At 56.6% G+C, this 15,269-nt stretch carries 25 protein-coding genes and 1 pseudogene; 8 read left to right on the forward strand and 18 right to left on the reverse strand.

The genetic code is table 11. From position 1 onward, the window contains the following. A pseudogene (locus tag V7080_RS14605) lies at positions 1–252 on the forward strand (NAD-dependent deacetylase); the annotation flags it as partial. A gap of 45 nt (positions 253–297) precedes the next feature. Here the strand turns inward: V7080_RS14605 and V7080_RS14610 are convergent. Further along, entirely contained in the window at positions 298–990 is a 693-nt protein-coding gene (locus V7080_RS14610) for a M48 family metalloprotease (RefSeq protein WP_334189125.1), read from the reverse strand. A gap of 272 nt (positions 991–1,262) precedes the next feature. On the opposite strand from V7080_RS14610, the gene V7080_RS14615 reads away from it, so the two are divergent. Further along, on the forward strand, positions 1,263–1,406 hold the full coding sequence (locus V7080_RS14615; protein WP_334189126.1) for a hypothetical protein: 144 nt from the start codon (positions 1,263–1,265) through the stop codon (positions 1,404–1,406). Between the two features lie 228 nt (positions 1,407–1,634). Here V7080_RS14615 and V7080_RS14620 read toward each other — a convergent pair whose 3' ends face one another. Next, on the reverse strand, positions 1,635–1,943 hold the full coding sequence (locus V7080_RS14620; RefSeq protein ID WP_442947236.1) for a DUF2471 family protein: 309 nt from the start codon (positions 1,941–1,943) through the stop codon (positions 1,635–1,637). Between the two features lie 264 nt (positions 1,944–2,207). On the opposite strand from V7080_RS14620, the gene V7080_RS14625 reads away from it, so the two are divergent. Then, positions 2,208–2,588 carry a DUF2237 family protein gene (locus V7080_RS14625; protein WP_334189128.1) on the forward strand — a complete coding sequence of 127 codons (381 nt, stop codon included), beginning with the start codon at positions 2,208–2,210 and terminating at the stop codon, positions 2,586–2,588. A gap of 24 nt (positions 2,589–2,612) precedes the next feature. Here the strand turns inward: V7080_RS14625 and V7080_RS14630 are convergent, their stop codons facing one another. Together V7080_RS14630 and V7080_RS14635 are read right to left on the reverse strand one after the other, a co-directional pair. After that, on the reverse strand, positions 2,613–3,332 hold the full coding sequence (locus V7080_RS14630; protein WP_334189129.1) for a hypothetical protein: 720 nt from the start codon (positions 3,330–3,332) through the stop codon (positions 2,613–2,615). Positions 3,333–3,743: 411 nt separating this feature from the next. Then, positions 3,744–4,004 carry a hypothetical protein gene (locus V7080_RS14635; RefSeq protein WP_334189130.1) on the reverse strand — a complete coding sequence of 87 codons (261 nt, stop codon included), beginning with the start codon at positions 4,002–4,004 and terminating at the stop codon, positions 3,744–3,746. A gap of 482 nt (positions 4,005–4,486) precedes the next feature. Between V7080_RS14635 and V7080_RS14640 the strand changes: the two genes are divergently transcribed. Together V7080_RS14640 and V7080_RS14645 are read left to right on the forward strand one after the other, a co-directional pair. Next, entirely contained in the window at positions 4,487–4,816 is a 330-nt protein-coding gene (locus V7080_RS14640) for a DMT family transporter (RefSeq protein ID WP_334189145.1), read from the forward strand. A gap of 137 nt (positions 4,817–4,953) precedes the next feature. Further along, positions 4,954–5,355, forward strand: coding sequence for a nuclear transport factor 2 family protein (locus tag V7080_RS14645; RefSeq protein ID WP_334189131.1), 402 nt, complete (start codon positions 4,954–4,956; stop codon positions 5,353–5,355). 97 nt (positions 5,356–5,452) lie between these two features. Here V7080_RS14645 and V7080_RS14650 read toward each other — a convergent pair whose 3' ends face one another. From V7080_RS14650 to V7080_RS14660, 3 genes are all read right to left on the reverse strand, one after another. Further along, a complete protein-coding gene (locus V7080_RS14650) occupies positions 5,453–6,328 on the reverse strand; it encodes a PRC-barrel domain-containing protein (RefSeq protein WP_334189132.1) in 876 nt (291 codons plus the stop codon). Between the two features lie 112 nt (positions 6,329–6,440). Next, positions 6,441–7,697 (reverse strand): metal-dependent hydrolase, encoded by a 1,257-nt coding sequence (locus tag V7080_RS14655; RefSeq protein ID WP_334189133.1) that lies wholly within the window; start codon positions 7,695–7,697, stop codon positions 6,441–6,443. Continuing rightward, positions 7,690–7,899: a hypothetical protein gene (locus V7080_RS14660; protein ID WP_334189134.1), complete on the reverse strand. Its 210-nt coding sequence runs from the start codon at positions 7,897–7,899 to the stop codon at positions 7,690–7,692. Before V7080_RS14660 ends, V7080_RS14655 begins: the two co-directional genes overlap by 8 nt. 68 nt (positions 7,900–7,967) lie before the next feature. On the opposite strand from V7080_RS14660, the gene V7080_RS14665 reads away from it, so the two are divergent. Both V7080_RS14665 and V7080_RS14670 read left to right on the forward strand, forming a co-directional pair. Further along, positions 7,968–8,111: a hypothetical protein gene (locus V7080_RS14665; protein WP_334189135.1), complete on the forward strand. Its 144-nt coding sequence runs from the start codon at positions 7,968–7,970 to the stop codon at positions 8,109–8,111. Between the two features lie 508 nt (positions 8,112–8,619). Further along, positions 8,620–8,805 carry a hypothetical protein gene (locus V7080_RS14670; protein WP_334189136.1) on the forward strand — a complete coding sequence of 62 codons (186 nt, stop codon included), beginning with the start codon at positions 8,620–8,622 and terminating at the stop codon, positions 8,803–8,805. Between the two features lie 95 nt (positions 8,806–8,900). On the opposite strand, the gene V7080_RS25415 is transcribed toward V7080_RS14670, so the two are convergent. The 4 genes from V7080_RS25415 to V7080_RS14690 all read right to left on the reverse strand — a co-directional run bounded on the left by V7080_RS25415 (position 8,901) and on the right by V7080_RS14690 (position 10,898). Then, entirely contained in the window at positions 8,901–9,326 is a 426-nt protein-coding gene (locus V7080_RS25415) for a J domain-containing protein (protein WP_442947235.1), read from the reverse strand. 250 nt (positions 9,327–9,576) lie between these two features. Then, on the reverse strand, positions 9,577–9,891 hold the full coding sequence (locus V7080_RS14680; RefSeq protein ID WP_334189137.1) for a hypothetical protein: 315 nt from the start codon (positions 9,889–9,891) through the stop codon (positions 9,577–9,579). Positions 9,892–10,091: 200 nt separating this feature from the next. Continuing rightward, positions 10,092–10,349, reverse strand: a complete 258-nt coding sequence (locus tag V7080_RS14685; protein ID WP_334189138.1) for a hypothetical protein — start codon at positions 10,347–10,349, stop codon at positions 10,092–10,094. Between the two features lie 213 nt (positions 10,350–10,562). Next, positions 10,563–10,898, reverse strand: coding sequence for a hypothetical protein (locus V7080_RS14690; RefSeq protein WP_334189139.1), 336 nt, complete (start codon positions 10,896–10,898; stop codon positions 10,563–10,565). A 377-nt stretch (positions 10,899–11,275) separates the two neighbouring features. Here V7080_RS14690 and V7080_RS14695 point away from each other — a divergent pair, with 377 nt between their 5' ends. Beyond that, positions 11,276–11,659 carry a hypothetical protein gene (locus V7080_RS14695; RefSeq protein WP_334189140.1) on the forward strand — a complete coding sequence of 128 codons (384 nt, stop codon included), beginning with the start codon at positions 11,276–11,278 and terminating at the stop codon, positions 11,657–11,659. Positions 11,660–11,875: 216 nt separating this feature from the next. Here the strand turns inward: V7080_RS14695 and V7080_RS14700 are convergent, their stop codons facing one another. From V7080_RS14700 to V7080_RS14730, 7 genes are all read right to left on the reverse strand, one after another. Then, positions 11,876–12,064 (reverse strand): hypothetical protein, encoded by a 189-nt coding sequence (locus tag V7080_RS14700; protein WP_334189141.1) that lies wholly within the window; start codon positions 12,062–12,064, stop codon positions 11,876–11,878. A 64-nt stretch (positions 12,065–12,128) separates the two neighbouring features. Beyond that, positions 12,129–12,266 carry a hypothetical protein gene (locus V7080_RS14705; protein WP_334189142.1) on the reverse strand — a complete coding sequence of 46 codons (138 nt, stop codon included), beginning with the start codon at positions 12,264–12,266 and terminating at the stop codon, positions 12,129–12,131. Between the two features lie 19 nt (positions 12,267–12,285). After that, on the reverse strand, positions 12,286–12,606 hold the full coding sequence (locus V7080_RS14710) for a hypothetical protein (RefSeq protein ID WP_334189143.1): 321 nt from the start codon (positions 12,604–12,606) through the stop codon (positions 12,286–12,288). A gap of 159 nt (positions 12,607–12,765) precedes the next feature. Then, a complete protein-coding gene (locus tag V7080_RS14715) occupies positions 12,766–13,098 on the reverse strand; it encodes a hypothetical protein (RefSeq protein ID WP_334189146.1) in 333 nt (110 codons plus the stop codon). Positions 13,099–13,292: 194 nt separating this feature from the next. Further along, positions 13,293–13,547: a hypothetical protein gene (locus V7080_RS14720; RefSeq protein ID WP_326861208.1), complete on the reverse strand. Its 255-nt coding sequence runs from the start codon at positions 13,545–13,547 to the stop codon at positions 13,293–13,295. A 133-nt stretch (positions 13,548–13,680) separates the two neighbouring features. Next, the gene (locus V7080_RS14725; protein ID WP_334189144.1) at positions 13,681–13,914 is read right to left on the reverse strand and encodes a hypothetical protein; all 234 of its coding nucleotides are present in this window, start codon (positions 13,912–13,914) and stop codon (positions 13,681–13,683) included. Between the two features lie 163 nt (positions 13,915–14,077). Continuing rightward, positions 14,078–15,064, reverse strand: coding sequence for a Bug family tripartite tricarboxylate transporter substrate binding protein (locus tag V7080_RS14730; protein ID WP_442947237.1), 987 nt, complete (start codon positions 15,062–15,064; stop codon positions 14,078–14,080). Positions 15,065–15,269 lie beyond the last annotated feature (205 nt).

The raw sequence follows: 15,269 nt of genomic DNA on the forward strand, positions 1-15,269 counted from the left end.
GAGCGCGCTGCCCGGCAGGAGGCGAGGCTGAATGCCTGGTTCATGCGGCTGCAGCGGCCAGTGGTCATCGAGCTCGGAGCGGGTACGGCAATTCCGACGGTGCGCCTGTTCGGCGAGCAGGCCGGTTGTCCGCTGATACGCATCAATCCGGCGGAGCCGCAGGTCGGACTGCATCGCGACATCGCCATTCCGCTAGGTGCGCTGGATGGAATCACGCGGATCGCCGCGCTGTTGAAAACGCTCAATGCATGAGTGACGCGGTCAGCCCGGGACAGGATAATGCGATGGCAGGCCGTTTCACGGTTCGAGCAGGATCGCCATGCCCTTCGCCATACTCAGGCGGGATGTCGGCAGTGGATGGCTCGCGGCGAGCGTCGACGGTTTTTCCGTTGCGACGAGCTTGCGGTAAAAACTCACCATCGACGCTGCAGGCCAGCCCGCGCGATGCGTGATGATCATGCCGAGCTGGTCTGCCTCGCTTTCCTGGATCCTGGATAAGGAGGCCATGCGAATCTGGAGCGACAGGTCCGAATCCAGGCGGGACATGGTGACATCAAGGGACGTCGCCGGAAGAGGGCTGATATGGAGCACGCTGGACAGGAACTCGCGATGATGGTCTGCCACGGCATGCGCCACCTCATGGCCGATCAGCGTCGCAAGTTCACCATCGTCAAGCCGCAGCCTATGGACGAATCCACTGCCGACCATGAGCTTGCCGCCGGCCATGCAAAATGCATCGATGCCTGGATCGCTGCTGGTATGTATCTCCCAGTTCCAAGCCGCGATTTCCGGTTTGATTGCAGCAGCGGCGCGGATCAGCGAGGCGGCGATGGACTTCACCCGCCGCAGTAGTATCGGATCGTCGTCCAGTTTCCCTTGCTTTGACAAATCGACAAGCATGTCCCAGTACTTGTCGTCGCTCCTGCTGGTCACGTCGGCTTCGCTGAAGTCGAGATCCTGCCAGCGGCCCGTCTCGGGTACTTGAGCCATCGACGTTGAGCAAAGGGATGCGACGAACACAAAACAGGTCAATGCGGATCGCATCATCTTCCTCCCCGATGTTTTAATTCAGCATAGTCCAAGCCCGTGGTTTTGCTAACCAAAAAAGGAGAATGCCATGTCAAGGATGGAGGCCGGCGACGATTCCGCGCGGGGCGCCAGACAGTGTGGTCGTGTTGTTAACTCAACTGCATATTTGCGCAAAATCACATTTTGAAGTTGCATATCTTCTACACTGAATTCACACCACTCAGGAGGCGATCATGCAGAAAACGCTCCATAACAAAATTGCGTTGGGCCGCAGGTATTTCACGGCGTCCGACGATGTCAAAGAGGTGGTGCGAATGTGTGCTGGTGTCGCCGGCGCCTTCCTGATGGCGGTGCTGCTGGGGGCGGCTACCTTGTAGCCGGCTTATCCAGTGGACTTGGGCCACTGCCTGCGGTGGCGATGTCCTGTATGCGATTGGATATGCGCGTCATGATGCAGGCGCTTGCGGGTGCCCGCATGTTCATGCGAACGGATGCGGCAAACCGCTTCGCGGTCTGCCGCATAGAGTTATCCACCTGCTACCAAGTGCTTGTCCACAGGGTAGTCCACAGCCATATCCACAACCATGCCTGTCATGGCCGAATATTTAATGGAGCGTGTGGTATGCGTCCTGGATCATGCTGACTACTTCCGGCAATTCTTCCTGCGCCTCGAGGTCGGCCGGCTCATCCACTTTGGGTACATATCCCCAGCGTGACGAACGCATCATGCGTATATAGCGGGCATCCAGATCGCCGGCTTTCTTGAGGGCGTCGATCGCCTCTTTTTCGATTTCATGTACAAGCCTCCATGTAAGCACATGGCCGGCGGTACGATACCGTTCGACGATCTGGCTGACCGCGAACGACAGGCGGTGTTTTACTGCGAAAAATTCACTTCCGTTGAAGCCTTCCATTGTTTCCAAGTCCTGTTCCCTGCACTGTATAAAAACACAGTATAAATCATCCAAGCGTGCCACGTCAGACCGAATTTTCACTAGAAGATTCGCATTCTGGATTTTGTTTTTTTTCGACGACAAAGGGCATAATCGCCTTATCAATTTCAACATCCCAAGAGGTCCTTGTTGCTTTCCGCGAGCCGGGATGATTACCTGTATTGATGAAATTGCAACGTGCCGATATTGCCGACAACCATTGCCCTGCAACCACATAGACCCGTCATGACTGCCAATCCACCTCCTGCCAGAAATGTGCTGGGCGAGCCGCTGGTTCCCTGTTCCTTCGATCCGCTTACCGGATTCTTCCGCGATGGGTGTTGCAAGACCAGCCAGGAAGACATCGGAACACATGTCGTCTGCGCGATCATGACCGAGGAATTCCTGGCATTCAGCGCCAGCCGCGGCAATGACCTGAGCACTCCGGTGCCCGAGTGGGGTTTCCCCGGCCTCAAGCCGGGCGATCAATGGTGCCTATGCGCGCTGCGCTGGAACGAGGCCTATCTGGCCGGCGTCGCTCCGCAAGTCGTGCTCGAAAGCACGAATTTCAGCGCGCTCGACCATACACCGCTCGAAGCCTTGCAGCGCTACAGCCATCGTGGCTGAGCAGCATGGGGCGGAACGTTGCGCTTACGGCGTTGCCGGATTCGAGATCCAAAGCGCGTTATAGGCGACGGTGCCGTTATAGGGAACGACGTTCCCGCGGTCGATGACCGCATAGTATGTCGTCCCGTTGACCGTAATCCGGTATGCGGCGGCTCTGATGTTGGCGCTTACCCCCGCCTCCGTGAACGTATGGCCGCCCGGACTGAACGCTGCGGCCACGGTTGCGGCGGTCTCGCTATCCTCATCCGCCGTCAGGGTGCCGTCGACGTTGAGCTTAGCATCATAAGAAAACGCGCAATCCTCGTAGACCTTGAAAGACTTTCCCAGAATCTCGTCCAAGCCGACCGGTTGCGCGTTTGCTACGGTCATTGAATACGCTGACTTGAAGCCGGCTGTTCCGTCCATGCTGTTGTCCGCATTGCGGCACAGCTGAAATGCGGAGTTCCCGCCGAAGGCAATCACCTTGGTGAAATCGCCGGTGACCGCAGTTGCATTACCGGCAATGTCAAACCCGCTCATGTTTGCGGTTTTTCCGCCGACAACCATCGTTGCTGTTCCGCTACCGTTCACAGATGCAGTGCCTGTCGATGGCGGCACGATATTGGGTGAACTGAATGCCAGATAGCTGCCTGCTGCCGGAGCGGTTGTGCTCGTCACTGCGGTATTGTTGGAAGAGCTACCGCCGCCGCAGGCCGCGAGCGTCGCGACCATGGAGAAAGCGAGCAACAGGGTATTTGATTTCATCAGAAAGCCTTTTCATCGATTCAACAACTTGCCGCTGGTCTCTTGACCAGCGGCAAGTCATATAGTCTGCCGAATCGGAAAAAGGTTCCTGATGGAATGATTTTGATAGCGAATGTTTTTGTCGGAGTTGATTGCCTGCCAAGTTTCTACATTCCGACTCATTAAAAGCGGAAGTCCTTCACAGTGGCTTTCGTGCGGAGAGGAAGAGCTTTGATTTTAATCAAGCAGCTTTACATGATTAAAATCAATTACTTGAAAGAAATTGCGAAAGTTATGCACAGAGTTAAACACAGAAACTGTGGGTAACTGTCATAAGTGCAACTCGTTTGACAAATATTTGTTTGCAAAAGGTTGCTGGAGGGACCCGCATGCTAAACCTGGATGGCGTGCGGGACCTGTTTCCAAGAGAAATCAGTGATGACGTTCCTGCTTTTTGCCGCCACCTGCGCCTTCGTGGCTGTCTGCCTTGTTGTGGCTCATGGCGTCATGGCTGCTCTTGCCGCTCTGTCCGGCCATGCCGTCCACTGATTGCGCTTCGGCTTCGGTGCGGGCATTCGCCTTTCTGCGCGCGACCTGATCATCCTGCTCTGCGGCGTCGCTCTGCCCATCGAGTTGCGCAGGCAGCTTCGATGCATCGTCAGCTTGATGTTGCGTGGTATTTGTATTCGCCATGGTGTGACCTCAATTGATAAGTTGCTATGGTCATGGTAGACACCCTCGGGACAAGGAAGATTCCGACAATCCGGGCGATTGGCTGGATTCCGTACCGTTAGTCGGAGCAGGTCTCCGACGCGCTTCCGATCGCATCGCGATCGCGCCAGTAGTCTTCGATCCGGCACTTTTCGTTCTCAGGCTGCGAACCGATCACCATGCCGTTTTCCATCGCCCAGAACGTGCCGTCACCGAGTCCTTTCTACAGCCCGATCGATGCTTTCTGTTCCAGACGCCAATCGAAGCGCATCTATCCTTACGGTAACCAACGGCATCGATTTCCGTGCCGATCTGAAAGAAATAACCGGAGGATGTTTTTGTTTCATGTCATTCGGCAGCATTGTTTTCGACGACTTTTTGACGAGTGAATGAACTCCAACTGCTATTTTCGATCTTTTGGGTGTTTATTCAGGATTGATGATTCCCAGGACAAAATGATCGAAATGAAATGGTTCTATCTCGGTATGGCGATTGTGAGCGAAGTGATCGCATCCTCGGCGTTGCGTGCATCGGAGGGCTTCACTCGGCCTTTGCCGACACTTGCATTGCTGGCGGGTTACGCCATTTCCTTTTATTTTCTGTCATTGACCTTGCGCACGATTCCAATGGGTATCGCATACGCGGTGTGGTCGGGCGTGGGCATCTCCCTGATCTGCCTGATCGGATGGATCATGTTCGGTCAAAAGCTCGATATGCCGGCGATCATCGGGCTCGGATTCATCATCGCCGGCGTCATCATTCTGAACGTGTTTTCGAAGTCCGTCGGCCATTGAAAGCGCGGCCGGCCGGATCCATGGCCAAGCTCAGGCAATGCGGGGTCGTGGCGCTCGCATTCGGCTGCAACTTCACTTAGAATCCTCTTCACTCGCCCAGCAAGGGCTGATGCACGTTCGCCGAGATTACCCCACACATGTACACATTCGAACTATGCCGGCAATATCAGCAGGCGCTGAGGAAGGGCAGCCTCAGCGACGTCCTTGCCTTGTTTGAGCCCGAGGCCACCGTCGTCACGCCGTTGTCCGGCGAACTCGGTGTCCGGGCCTTTCACGAAAGATTGTTCCGCAATACGCAGGATTCGGTTGTTCGCCTGCTGAATATGTTCGAGGGGCTGACCGAAAAGCCTGCCGTGGCATTGCAGCTTCGGCACACATGGGTACTCCGCAACGGCAAGTCAATCGACTTCGATTGCATCAGCATCTTCGAATTTTCCCCGCATCTGAAAAAAATCCTCAAGCTGACGCTGGTGTACGACAGCGCCTGCGTCCGTAAGGACCTTGATCAGGCCGAGATCGAAAGTCTCGCGGTAATTTGAAGCGGCACTAACATCTTTTCATTCATCGCCTCGACGCTGGCCACTGCATGGCGGCGCGGTGGCTGCCGCCATGTCGTCGGAAAATCTCCTGCGACCCTTACTTCGACCCGCCGGACGAGCGGCCGGTGTTGTCGCTTTGTTGCTGCATGCCGGATAAATATCCGCTGAGATCGCTGCGGTATATCGCATCGTTCAGGTTCGGCCAGTTGCTTTCGTCGAATGACCTTGCCATGTCGATCTTTTCGCGCTGGATATTCAGGAATATGTCGACGTCCGGGCGTCCGGGAAAAGTAAATGCGCTCAGCGGCAATGCCAACAATTTGTCGTCCGGGTTCCAGGCCTTGTCGAAATCCAGGATCGCATAGGTTCGGCCATTGCCGAAATTGACGACCAGCTCCTCGATCTCGCCGGCGCTGTGGGCTGCCCGGTCATTGACATCCTTGCCGATCAGGTCACTGGCGCTCATCAACCTGCCGGTTGCAGTGCGTTTCGCCGTGTCTTCCTTATAGAAAAAGCTGTCTACCTGGCTGCGGTACGTATTGAGTGACCAGTTCGGCTTTCGATTGCGTTCGAAGCCCGGTGCTTTTTTCAGTTGCTCCTTGTCGACGGCAAGCACGAATTCCTCCTTGCCTTCCGCACCTGCCGTGGTTTTGAACAGTTCTGCAGGATACGCAAACAGCTTGTCGCCCAGCCCAAGGAAACCGCCGGAGGAAATGACCGCATACTGCAGCTTCTCTGTGCCGACGTTGACCACCAGGTCTTCGATTTTTCCGAGGTTTTCGCCCTGTGGATTTTTTACCTGTTTGCCGATCACTTTGCTTGCGCGCATATCGGGGGACATTGCCTGCGACTGGATCTGCTGTGCTGATTTGCCGGCTGTATCGACATTCTGCGCAAGCACGGGAACGCTGACCGCGAACGCGACCGGTATCAGTACGGCGCTCAGAAAGCCGTTTTTCCGCTTGAATTGCATTGTTCCGCTCCTTGAATTCATCATTGAAGAGAATGTACTGTTCAAGACCGGAGCAAAATCCAAGCCTGCATCTCCGCAAAACCGGATCAGGCAGTCAGGCGGCAGTCGGCGCTTACGGCGAGATCGGTAAGATCGGTGAGATCGGTGACAGCAGGTCCGACCGTGGAAAACTCCATTGCGGTACATAGGACGGGCATGCGCTGCGTTTGAAATCCTCGAAGCGCATGGTTGTGAAATTGCCCTGCGGTGACGTCGAATACCGCATGTCCATCGCCTCGGTGCCGTTTATCGCCGGCGCGCGCGCAAAGCGTAGCCAGGCTTCGAAATGGCAATTGTCTCGCCGCAGTTCCCGCAGCACTGCCAGCTGCCCGACCTGTTCCGAGAACAGTGCAAGCGACGCCGTCATTTCCTTTTGCGACTTCCGGTCCGATAGTGCTTCCGGGCACCGGGTAACAGGAACAATGTCGGGCAGGGCGCTTACCAGTCCACGCCGCAACCGGTAAGTTCCGGCGCTTTCATTGCTTTCAACCGACACGAAACTCCAGCAGGCCGGGTTGGTCGGGAAGGAGGTCATCGATGCATCGAGGAGACGGCTGGCTGGATCGCGCGTGTGCAGTGCATCGGCGACAAGCTGCCTTGCGCGCTTGGACGCGACTCCCTGCATGCCGATGAAACCCGCGCCGATGATAGCGGCCAGAAGCAGCGCGGCGATGCCCTGCGCGCCCGCCTTGCGCTGCAGCAGGATGAGGGGCACGGCAATGGCACCGAGGGCCGCCATCGATATCCAGGGCAGGAAACCTTTCGTGGTGAAATACAACGGTATCCCGAGCAGGCCCAGCACCAGCGCCGCCCGCATCCATGCCTTGCGCAGCATCATCGCCATCGGGATGCCGAAAGCAACCCAGAAAAGCGGCTCCAGGATGAACACCATATCGCCGTAGAACCATCGCGAATCGAATGGATGAAAGGGATGAATGCCGTAGGAATTCAGGTAGTCCATCGACATATGCAACAGAAAGCCCGCTGTCAGGCTGAGTGCAAGTCCGGTGCGTGCGGTCGGGCTGGTTTTCAGCAGGCGCCGTGCGGCCGGCCACAGCAGCCAGAGCAGGCCCCACAGCAGCAATGCCTGGGGGATGGCATAGAGCAGCGTATGCGTATGTCCGCGATGATGCAGAAGATAACCTAGCGGCTCTGGCAGCAGCGGCGTCAGGACTAGGTCAAGGTCGGGGAAATTGCTCGCCAGCCAGCAGGACACCAGCAACAGGGTGCGGCGCAGGTTTTGGCGGACGGAATCCGTTTCTGCAGGGAGGCGTCGATGTATGAGTTCGCCGGCCGCCAGGCCGACGACCGAATGACTAAGGTTATCCATAGGCGCGTGAAGCAGCTTGCGCGCGGCGGCAGTCGAACCGCTGCGCCGGCTGCCGCAGACATTCTTTCTTCGAATTTTTGGTGAGAGAGAGTGTAACCAAGCTGCCGCAAAAGCGCTGGGCGATTCCGGCCGACGGGCACTGTTTCATGGTGGCGACAGTGTGAAAAATATGCGATGAATCGATCAGCTTTGTGTCCGTCATCACATTTGCGCCGAGCCAGCATTTTTTATAATCGAACCATCGTAGAATCAGCAATAAGGGAGGCAATCATGCCAAGAACACTGCATACCAAAATCCGGCTTGGGGGGAACCGCTACGCGCTGTTCAACGCCCGGCGGGCACAGACAGCGGCCTGCATCGGCGCGACGGTCGGTATCAGTCTGGTCATGCTGGCGGTACAGATCTTCAGGTAAGCCGCCTTCCTTCCCGCTGAAAGCCCGCACCGACTAGTTCGATGCGGGCTTTTTGTCATCTGGCGCATTCGAATGATTGCGCTACGATGTTTACAGGTTGACGTGGACGACTGTGCCCGTGTTGTCGAATTTGCCGGAGTGTGCCGTTATTACACGGTAGCGGGCAAGGACCGAGGCACGATGCGCATCGTCGGCGAGGCTTTTTCATCGACGGGCGGGATGCCGCACCTTCGCAGCTCGCCTGTTCGCGTCGAGCAAACAAGGGCCGTTATCGATCTTTGCATCCGCTGCGGCGCGTGCCGCTTTCGATGCAGGCATCACGTGAGTTGAAGTCGGCATGCTTTGCCCTGCCATGGCCCCAATATTGCGATAGCGCACATGGTGCAGCACTGGCGACGCGCGCAAGCACGAGCAATGGCTGCCTGAACAGAAGATATACAAATAATTTCGTTGCGCTACAGAACTTATGTTGAGCTGAGGAAACTAAGTGGTTTTGGGGGAAGACGGTATGAGCGAACGTAAATTCAAAACACTTGACGAAGCCAATCATGTGGCGCGACTGGTCAGGATATTGTCCGGGCAACCCGTTTCGGTTGTGCAGGACGGCGAAGACACCTGGGTCGTGCGCCCCGAGATCGGGCAGAGGTCGATCGTTGAAGTCACCCAGGCATTGTTGCGCCAGGTCGGCAAGTGATTCCTGCCGGTTGAGGTGCTTTCGGTGCGTCTGGCATCACTACCTGGCGTTCCAAGTCGATGACGGTCGGCGCAGTGTAACGAACCGCGGGAGGACTACACCTTTTTAAACAGGTAGCGTGAAAATCGATCGAACATCATGCGCGCCTTTTCCATCAGTTTGGGCGGGTCGATGATCGATAAATAACGGGACCTGTGGCCATGCGAACGCCGGCGGCGGCGAACCTCTCCCGACGGAGCTTGTGCAGGGCCGGAAGAATGGATCGGCTTGCTATCCTTGGCCTCCTTGCCTTCGGCTTCCGACCGGATGATCCACTCGTCATGCTCCTGGCGCTTCACAGGGTCCGAGAGGGTTTCATAGGCCAGGTTGATCATCTGGATAATGCGGATGGCATTCGGACTGTCCGGATTTCTGTCCGGATGATATTTTTGCGACAACGTCTTGTATGCCGCGCGAATGACCTCCGGCGGTGCGTTTCGCGCAACCTTCAGATTGTCATAATGCGTATGAATTCGCGCCATAGGTAACCCGGAAGTAATATTTTTTGGGCGATGCAAGCTTGCGTAGTCAACCCGTGCGTCGTAAGGATTTGAACGTTTGCGCAGGCAAATGAGGAATCGGAACAAATGCCGCTTTCCGATAGCTTAGGGATAGTAGAGAGATAAGCTACTGCTGTAAATCAATAAATCTTTACATAAACAACCTGCCGGCTCAGCGGCCATGGCCAGGAATGCGTCGCATGACCGGCTAGCGCCTGGCTTGTTCAATTTATCAATTCCGCGGCAGCACATTCACATAGGGAAGCGAGCGGACGCATTCGGGTTCGTTGCCGTCCGAGTCCTTCTCGGCCAGCATGTGTACCCAGCCCAGGACTTCGTCCACGCTCGCCAATCCACTCAGGAGACTGGTGCGCACCCGGTCGTAAGTGTCGATCAATTCGCGGGTTTCGTCGTTTCCTGGTTCCGGATTTTTGTCGACGCGACGGATCAGCCGCTCAACGGTGCCGAGTTCGCTTGTTAATAACTGGCGCAGCGCCAGTACGCCGGAGACGGCATCATCGGTATCCTGGAGACGCATTCTTTCCATTGTTGATTCACCTTCAAAAACAGTAAAAGATACTAGAAGTCGTGCCGGCACCTTCGATCCCGGCTTTCATTCTTGGGTTGATCCGTATCAAAGCGCTTGTCGCTTGCCCATTCGGCCGGAAAGGGCGAGCGCTGGACGACGCCGGTTCGACGGTGCTGAAGGAAAATATCGCGATACGGCGCATGCGGATTGCCGGCAGCTTATTGTTGCCGCGACTGTCCCGACACACGCCTCGCCCGGTCGATCAGTATCCCGGTTTCTTCCCAGGCCGAAAACTCCTCGTATCCCTTCTGATAGCAGGACAGTGCGATATCCATCAGAGAATACAGTTCATCTTCGGTCAAGCGGTCGGATACAGCCAGTAGGCGCGTCGAGAACTGGGATACCAGCACATTCCAAGGCGCGCTGCTTTTGAGCCTGCACTTTGCGATCAAGTCCTGCATTTCTCGATCCGTCATTCCTCTTTCCTTTCGGCAAAAAAGGATAGGCAATCGCGGCGCTATTAAGTTCTGGAGATGCATAGGTATTTTTGCTTGTCGCCAAGCTCGACAAGACGCCGCACTGATCCGGCATGCTGTAGCACGTCCGCCCCGGAATGAGCCGAGCAGGGAAAACGCGCGGCGGCGCACATTCGCCGCCGGGATACATAACCGTTGTGTCGCCGTTTTCGCTTAGTGAAAGGATGCCGGCTGCTGGTTCGGGGCCGGCTGCGTCCCTTCGACGGGCTTCGGCTTGCCCTGCGCATCGCTGAGGCGGTATTTGGTGCGCCTGTCGCCCATCAGATCGCGCAGATCGCGGATGCTCATGCCGGTCGTCTCATGCATCCGGATCAGCAGGGAAGCGCCGATCGGCAAACGCCGGTGACGGATCTTGCTGATGACCGGCGGAGCCACTTCCAGCATGCGCGAAAGTGCAGCGTCGTTCTTCAGGTTCATTTTTTCGAGAAGTGTGTCGAGCAGACGGTTCGGATCGTAAGTGGTTTGGTCGATCAGTTCGTGCTGGGTCATGATGTCCTCATCAGTTGAGCTGCTAGTGAGTAAGCAGATGTTACAAATGACTCCTTGATCACCGTTAAGTTTCCCGATACGACATAAATTATTGAGAAATAAATTTCTTATGAGGCTGATCAAGTCGCCTGCGGCGGCAACCGGGAAAGTTGTTAGGCAAGCATACGTTGACTTTTGTGCCACACGACTCGGGGAATTATTTGCCTTGATTTTTATCAAAGAGAAAATTTCCTTGAAGATCATGGACTTGCGTTAGATCACTTGCGGTTGTGCACGTATTTATCCACAGCAAATGTGGGTAAATATCCGACCACGAAAGCGTACTGGAATTTCACGGAATCTTCGCGTGGTGAAAGATTTTTTCACGGGACGAAAGCATGAACCTTCCTCGCATCATCTGTTCCGGAATGCTGTCGCTCGTGATCGCGGGATGTGCTTCGGCACATGGCACCAATTGCGTGGCCGGCGGCCCTCCCAACAACTGTCAGCCGGCTTCCGCTCCGGCACCGGAGGCTGTTCGCAGAGCGCCGCGCCTTGCAAGTCCGGCGATCGTCGTTCCACCCGTCATACGTCCGCAGCCGGTGCCGGCGCCACCCACTGCGACCACGCTTCCCGCCGCGCCGGCGGTAAAAGGGATCTGCAGTCCGGGTGGATGTACAGGAACGGATGCGCAGACCTACCAGGGCGGTACCGGTACGACCTATATGAACAACGGTGGCAGGCCCTGCCACCGCAATGGCGTATGGATGCAGTGCTTTTAGGAAGTTTCAAGGAGAAGGGTGTGGCTGTTATTGCAATATGCCATAACAGTTATTCGGAATAAAAAGCGGAATTTCCTCAGAGACAGCGCTATAGTGCTTCTGTCTCCTCCAACTCTCCTCGAATTGGATTCGCCCGCGACCGAAAGGTCTGCGGGCTTTTTTTTGCCTGGAGCACCGTGCTGCGGAATACGCGGGAATACATTCCACAGAAAAGCCTCAGGAACGGTTGTCGACAGGGGGAGCGCCGGGCGTCATGCGGCCCGGATCGTTCAGGTCCTGTCCATCCACTTCATTGCCTGGCGGGTCGATGACCTTCGCGATCCGCTCCAGCTTGCCATCGCCGTCCTTCACGTTTTCCGGATTCGGATGAATCGGATGTTTCGGCAACGATTGTTCGTTTCGCATGATGACCTCCAAATAACGTTGGAGGCAATGCAAGGCATGAATGTTCCGCTCTGGCCGTCGCCGGTCAGGGTGCGGCAGCCTGGGCTATCGCGCTGACTGGATGCGGATCGGGCACCGGGTCCTTGTCCGGGGATGGATTCTTGTCCGGCATCGGATCGTCTTCCGGCACGGGTTCGGGCGGCACCTGGTGATCGGTCGTCATATCGTCTCTCCTCATCTCGTTAGGGCCATGGGGAGGGAGAGACCGGCAAAAACGGAGCGGCAGCCGGGTCGCCGGGCCTGCGGCTGGCAGCACCTTCTTCATTGCGGTCGCCGTTGCCCTGCGAATCATCGCGGCCCGTGGCGCCTGACGGCTCTCCCGGATCCGGCTCGCCGAGCTTCGGCCCGATGATCGCGGACAGTTCCCTGCGCGACTCCACGAAGTCCGAATCCAGCAGCGGAAAATCGCCGTTCGGCCAGTTCGCGATCGCCCATTGGGCGTACTCATCGAATCGCCGTGTCAGTTCCCCCGCATAACGGTCGTATTCTTCCTTGCTTGCCATGCCCGTCCCCCAAAATATCGATCGGATAACGGTATGACCAGAGGGGCGCCGCAATGTTCTCGCATCCCGCCGCAATATCGGCAACCGGGCCGGATGCCGACACCGTCATGGACGGCATCGGCACTTACGGATCGGCAGGTAATGTCGGCGAGCGAGCGTTCAGGTACCGGTCTGCGACGAGCCGTTCTGAGCAGCGCCGTTCTGGCCTTCCTTCGGCTTGAACTGCTTGTCGCTGATGCGGAACTTGGTACGACGGTCGCCCATCAGTTCGCGCAGGTCCTTGATGCTGAGGTCGGACACCTCATGCATGCGAATCAACAGCGACGCTCCGACCGGCAGACGGCGATGGCGGATCTTGCTGATCAGCGGTGGCGCAACCTCAAGTGCACGCGACAGAGCCGCATCGTTCTTGAGATTGAGTTTCTGGATCAGCGTCTCCAACAGGTGGTTGGGATCGTATTGATAGCGCTCTGTGTTTTTAGTGTTTTCCATCTGCTCTTTACCTTTAGTTGTTTCGAAATGTTTCGATCCGATTCCATTGTGACCAAACCGCACCATGCATTTTTGATAATTCTCAGCAGTCCTTATTTCTTTGGCGTCACCTTCGTCGTTACTGAGCGCCATATGAGCTGTGTCAATCGACAGACGCTGCTCATGCAAATCAAAAGAGAATCAAACCAGGAGAGTCAAACAAAATAAGCAGCGCCCAGTACCAGCGGCGTACCACTCACGCCGGCGACGACAAGCCTGCGTGCCACACCATGAATCTGGTCCTCGAATGCATGATAGGTTTCCATGAAGTCGAGCTGGCCGCCTTTTAATCGACGCAAGTGAGCCAACGCGTTTTTCGACACGAGGCACTCACGATCGGTGAAGCCGACCTCAACCGTAAAAGTCACACCTTCATCTGCCAACCGGGGTTCAGCGACTGCTTTATTCATTTCGGTCTCCATCTCTCAAGCACAACATATTGCCGATGCAAAATGCATAGCCGATAGTAAAGACACGACAGCTTGCTGCTTTGACAGGTGTCAACCGACTGCAATCAAGAGAGCAAGGAGTGTTTTGATCGGCTCACGGCGGTGTGCCGGGCGATTGAAATAGCGTCATTTCCCACTGATCGGACGCAGTGTCATGACGCAGGATGTAGCGGGCGTTGTCGCTGGCCGCCACCTTGAAGTAACCATATGCAGGCGAGAGCCAGCGATCGATGATCTGCACGACATCGAGACGCTGTTCGCCCAGCGTGAATGCGCGCGGCTCCACATCGCCATAGGGTCCGACGCCCTGTTCCACTTGCAGAATCATTGCAGCGGTTCGCCTCCGAAATGCCCGGCATGACGACGGTGCCGCGATGTTGTTGCCAATGAAGGTTACTTTGCGCGGCTTGTCGCATCTCGCAGGGCGAGTGTCTGGTTGCATACCGTCGTTCTCCGGGCGTCGAACGGCGCGGCGCTTGCCGGTCGAGGTGTCAGTCGACCTTGGCGCCGGATGCCTTGACGATGGCGGCGTACTTCTTCAGATCATTTTGAATCAGCGCCGCAAATTGTCCGGGAGTCGTTGGTGTCGGTTCGGCACCGAGTCGCGCCAAACGTTCCCGCACATCGGGCGCGCGCAATGCATTGTGAATCTCGGCGTTCAAACGCATCACAATCGCCTCCGGCGTGTTGGCCGGGACGAGGACGCCGAACCAGGTGTTGATGTCGAACCCTTTCAAACCTCTGCCGGCGCCGGCCTCAGTCATGGTAGGCAAATCGGGCAATGCGGCGGCACGCGACGCGGTGGTCACGGCAAGCGGTTTCAGTTTGCCGGTGCGAATGTTCTGGGATGCGGATGCGAGGTTGTCAAACATCAGCTCCGTCTGTCCGGTGAGCAGTCCGAGCTGGGCCGGCGCCGCGCCCGCGTAGGGAATGTGCAGCATGCTGACCTTTGCCATCATCTTGAACATTTCACCGGCGAGATGGCCCGCGCTGCCGTTGCCTCCGGACGCATAGTTCAGTTTGCCCGGATTGGCTTTCGCATAGGTCACCAGGTCATTGACCGATGTAATGCCGAGGTTGCGGGCCGCCTCCGGGTTCATCACCAGGACATTCGGCACGCTTGCCACCAGCGATACCGGCGCAAAATCCTTGACGGCGTCATAAGGCATCTTCGGAAAGAGCGTCGGATTGATCGCGTGGGTCGCCACCGCGCCCATTACCATCGTATAGCCATCGGGCGGCGACTTCGCGACCATGTCGGCGCCGATATTTCCGCCCGCGCCCGGCTTGTTTTCCACGATGACCGGCTGGCCCAGGCCATCCTTCATCTTGTCGGCGAGCGTTCGAGCGATGGTGTCCAGCGGGCCGCCGGGCGGGTACGGCACGATGAAGCGAAGCGGCTTGGCGGGGAAGGATTGGGCTGCCGCAAATGTGGCAATCATGCTGGCCGCTACCGCGGCAAGAAATTTGGAAAGAATTGGATTCATGTCGGTTGGGTGTTGAATGAAATGCAAACACCTGCGCCCGAGCGGCGAGGGGCAGGGGGCAGTGTAAATCATTCAAGGGACACGTTCCGGCATCGCGGCGTGCAATACCCATGTCGGCGGCACTTGCGGAAAATGGCATTGTCCCCAAGAATGACGGCATCGCCGGTCCGGCCGATTTGGAGAAAGCCATGTATCT

It is taken from the genome of Noviherbaspirillum sp., from assembly GCF_036846085.1.
In the GTDB taxonomy this organism is placed as follows: Bacteria; Pseudomonadota; Gammaproteobacteria; order Burkholderiales; family Burkholderiaceae_D; genus Noviherbaspirillum.

Bases quoted from the DNA above. Each gene is read 5' to 3' on its own strand.
- V7080_RS14710 (WP_334189143.1), bottom strand. From the start codon at position 12,606: ATGGCAAGCAAGGAAGAATACGACCGTTATGCGGGGGAACTGACACGG.
- V7080_RS14650 (WP_334189132.1), bottom strand. From the start codon at position 6,328: ATGCAATTCAAGCGGAAAAACGGCTTTCTGAGCGCCGTACTGATACCG.
- V7080_RS14640 (WP_334189145.1), top strand. From the start codon at position 4,487: ATGAAATGGTTCTATCTCGGTATGGCGATTGTGAGCGAAGTGATCGCA.
- V7080_RS14725 (WP_334189144.1), bottom strand. From the start codon at position 13,914: ATGATTCTGCAAGTGGAACAGGGCGTCGGACCCTATGGCGATGTGGAG.
- V7080_RS14625 (WP_334189128.1), top strand. From the start codon at position 2,208: ATGACTGCCAATCCACCTCCTGCCAGAAATGTGCTGGGCGAGCCGCTG.
- V7080_RS14715 (WP_334189146.1), bottom strand. From the start codon at position 13,098: ATGGAAAACACTAAAAACACAGAGCGCTATCAATACGATCCCAACCAC.
- V7080_RS14620 (WP_442947236.1), bottom strand. From the start codon at position 1,943: ATGGAAGGCTTCAACGGAAGTGAATTTTTCGCAGTAAAACACCGCCTG.
- V7080_RS14720 (WP_326861208.1), bottom strand. From the start codon at position 13,547: ATGAATAAAGCAGTCGCTGAACCCCGGTTGGCAGATGAAGGTGTGACT.
- V7080_RS14680 (WP_334189137.1), bottom strand. From the start codon at position 9,891: ATGGAAAGAATGCGTCTCCAGGATACCGATGATGCCGTCTCCGGCGTA.
- V7080_RS14665 (WP_334189135.1), top strand. From the start codon at position 7,968: ATGCCAAGAACACTGCATACCAAAATCCGGCTTGGGGGGAACCGCTAC.
- V7080_RS25415 (WP_442947235.1), bottom strand. From the start codon at position 9,326: ATGGCGCGAATTCATACGCATTATGACAATCTGAAGGTTGCGCGAAAC.
- V7080_RS14645 (WP_334189131.1), top strand. From the start codon at position 4,954: ATGTACACATTCGAACTATGCCGGCAATATCAGCAGGCGCTGAGGAAG.
- V7080_RS14630 (WP_334189129.1), bottom strand. From the start codon at position 3,332: ATGAAATCAAATACCCTGTTGCTCGCTTTCTCCATGGTCGCGACGCTC.
- V7080_RS14700 (WP_334189141.1), bottom strand. From the start codon at position 12,064: ATGCGAAACGAACAATCGTTGCCGAAACATCCGATTCATCCGAATCCG.
- V7080_RS14610 (WP_334189125.1), bottom strand. From the start codon at position 990: ATGGCTCAAGTACCCGAGACGGGCCGCTGGCAGGATCTCGACTTCAGC.
- V7080_RS14660 (WP_334189134.1), bottom strand. From the start codon at position 7,899: ATGACGGACACAAAGCTGATCGATTCATCGCATATTTTTCACACTGTC.
- V7080_RS14615 (WP_334189126.1), top strand. From the start codon at position 1,263: ATGCAGAAAACGCTCCATAACAAAATTGCGTTGGGCCGCAGGTATTTC.
- V7080_RS14695 (WP_334189140.1), top strand. From the start codon at position 11,276: ATGAACCTTCCTCGCATCATCTGTTCCGGAATGCTGTCGCTCGTGATC.
- V7080_RS14685 (WP_334189138.1), bottom strand. From the start codon at position 10,349: ATGACGGATCGAGAAATGCAGGACTTGATCGCAAAGTGCAGGCTCAAA.
- V7080_RS14670 (WP_334189136.1), top strand. From the start codon at position 8,620: ATGAGCGAACGTAAATTCAAAACACTTGACGAAGCCAATCATGTGGCG.
- V7080_RS14655 (WP_334189133.1), bottom strand. From the start codon at position 7,697: ATGGATAACCTTAGTCATTCGGTCGTCGGCCTGGCGGCCGGCGAACTC.
- V7080_RS14635 (WP_334189130.1), bottom strand. From the start codon at position 4,004: ATGGCGAATACAAATACCACGCAACATCAAGCTGACGATGCATCGAAG.
- V7080_RS14705 (WP_334189142.1), bottom strand. From the start codon at position 12,266: ATGACGACCGATCACCAGGTGCCGCCCGAACCCGTGCCGGAAGACGAT.
- V7080_RS14690 (WP_334189139.1), bottom strand. From the start codon at position 10,898: ATGACCCAGCACGAACTGATCGACCAAACCACTTACGATCCGAACCGT.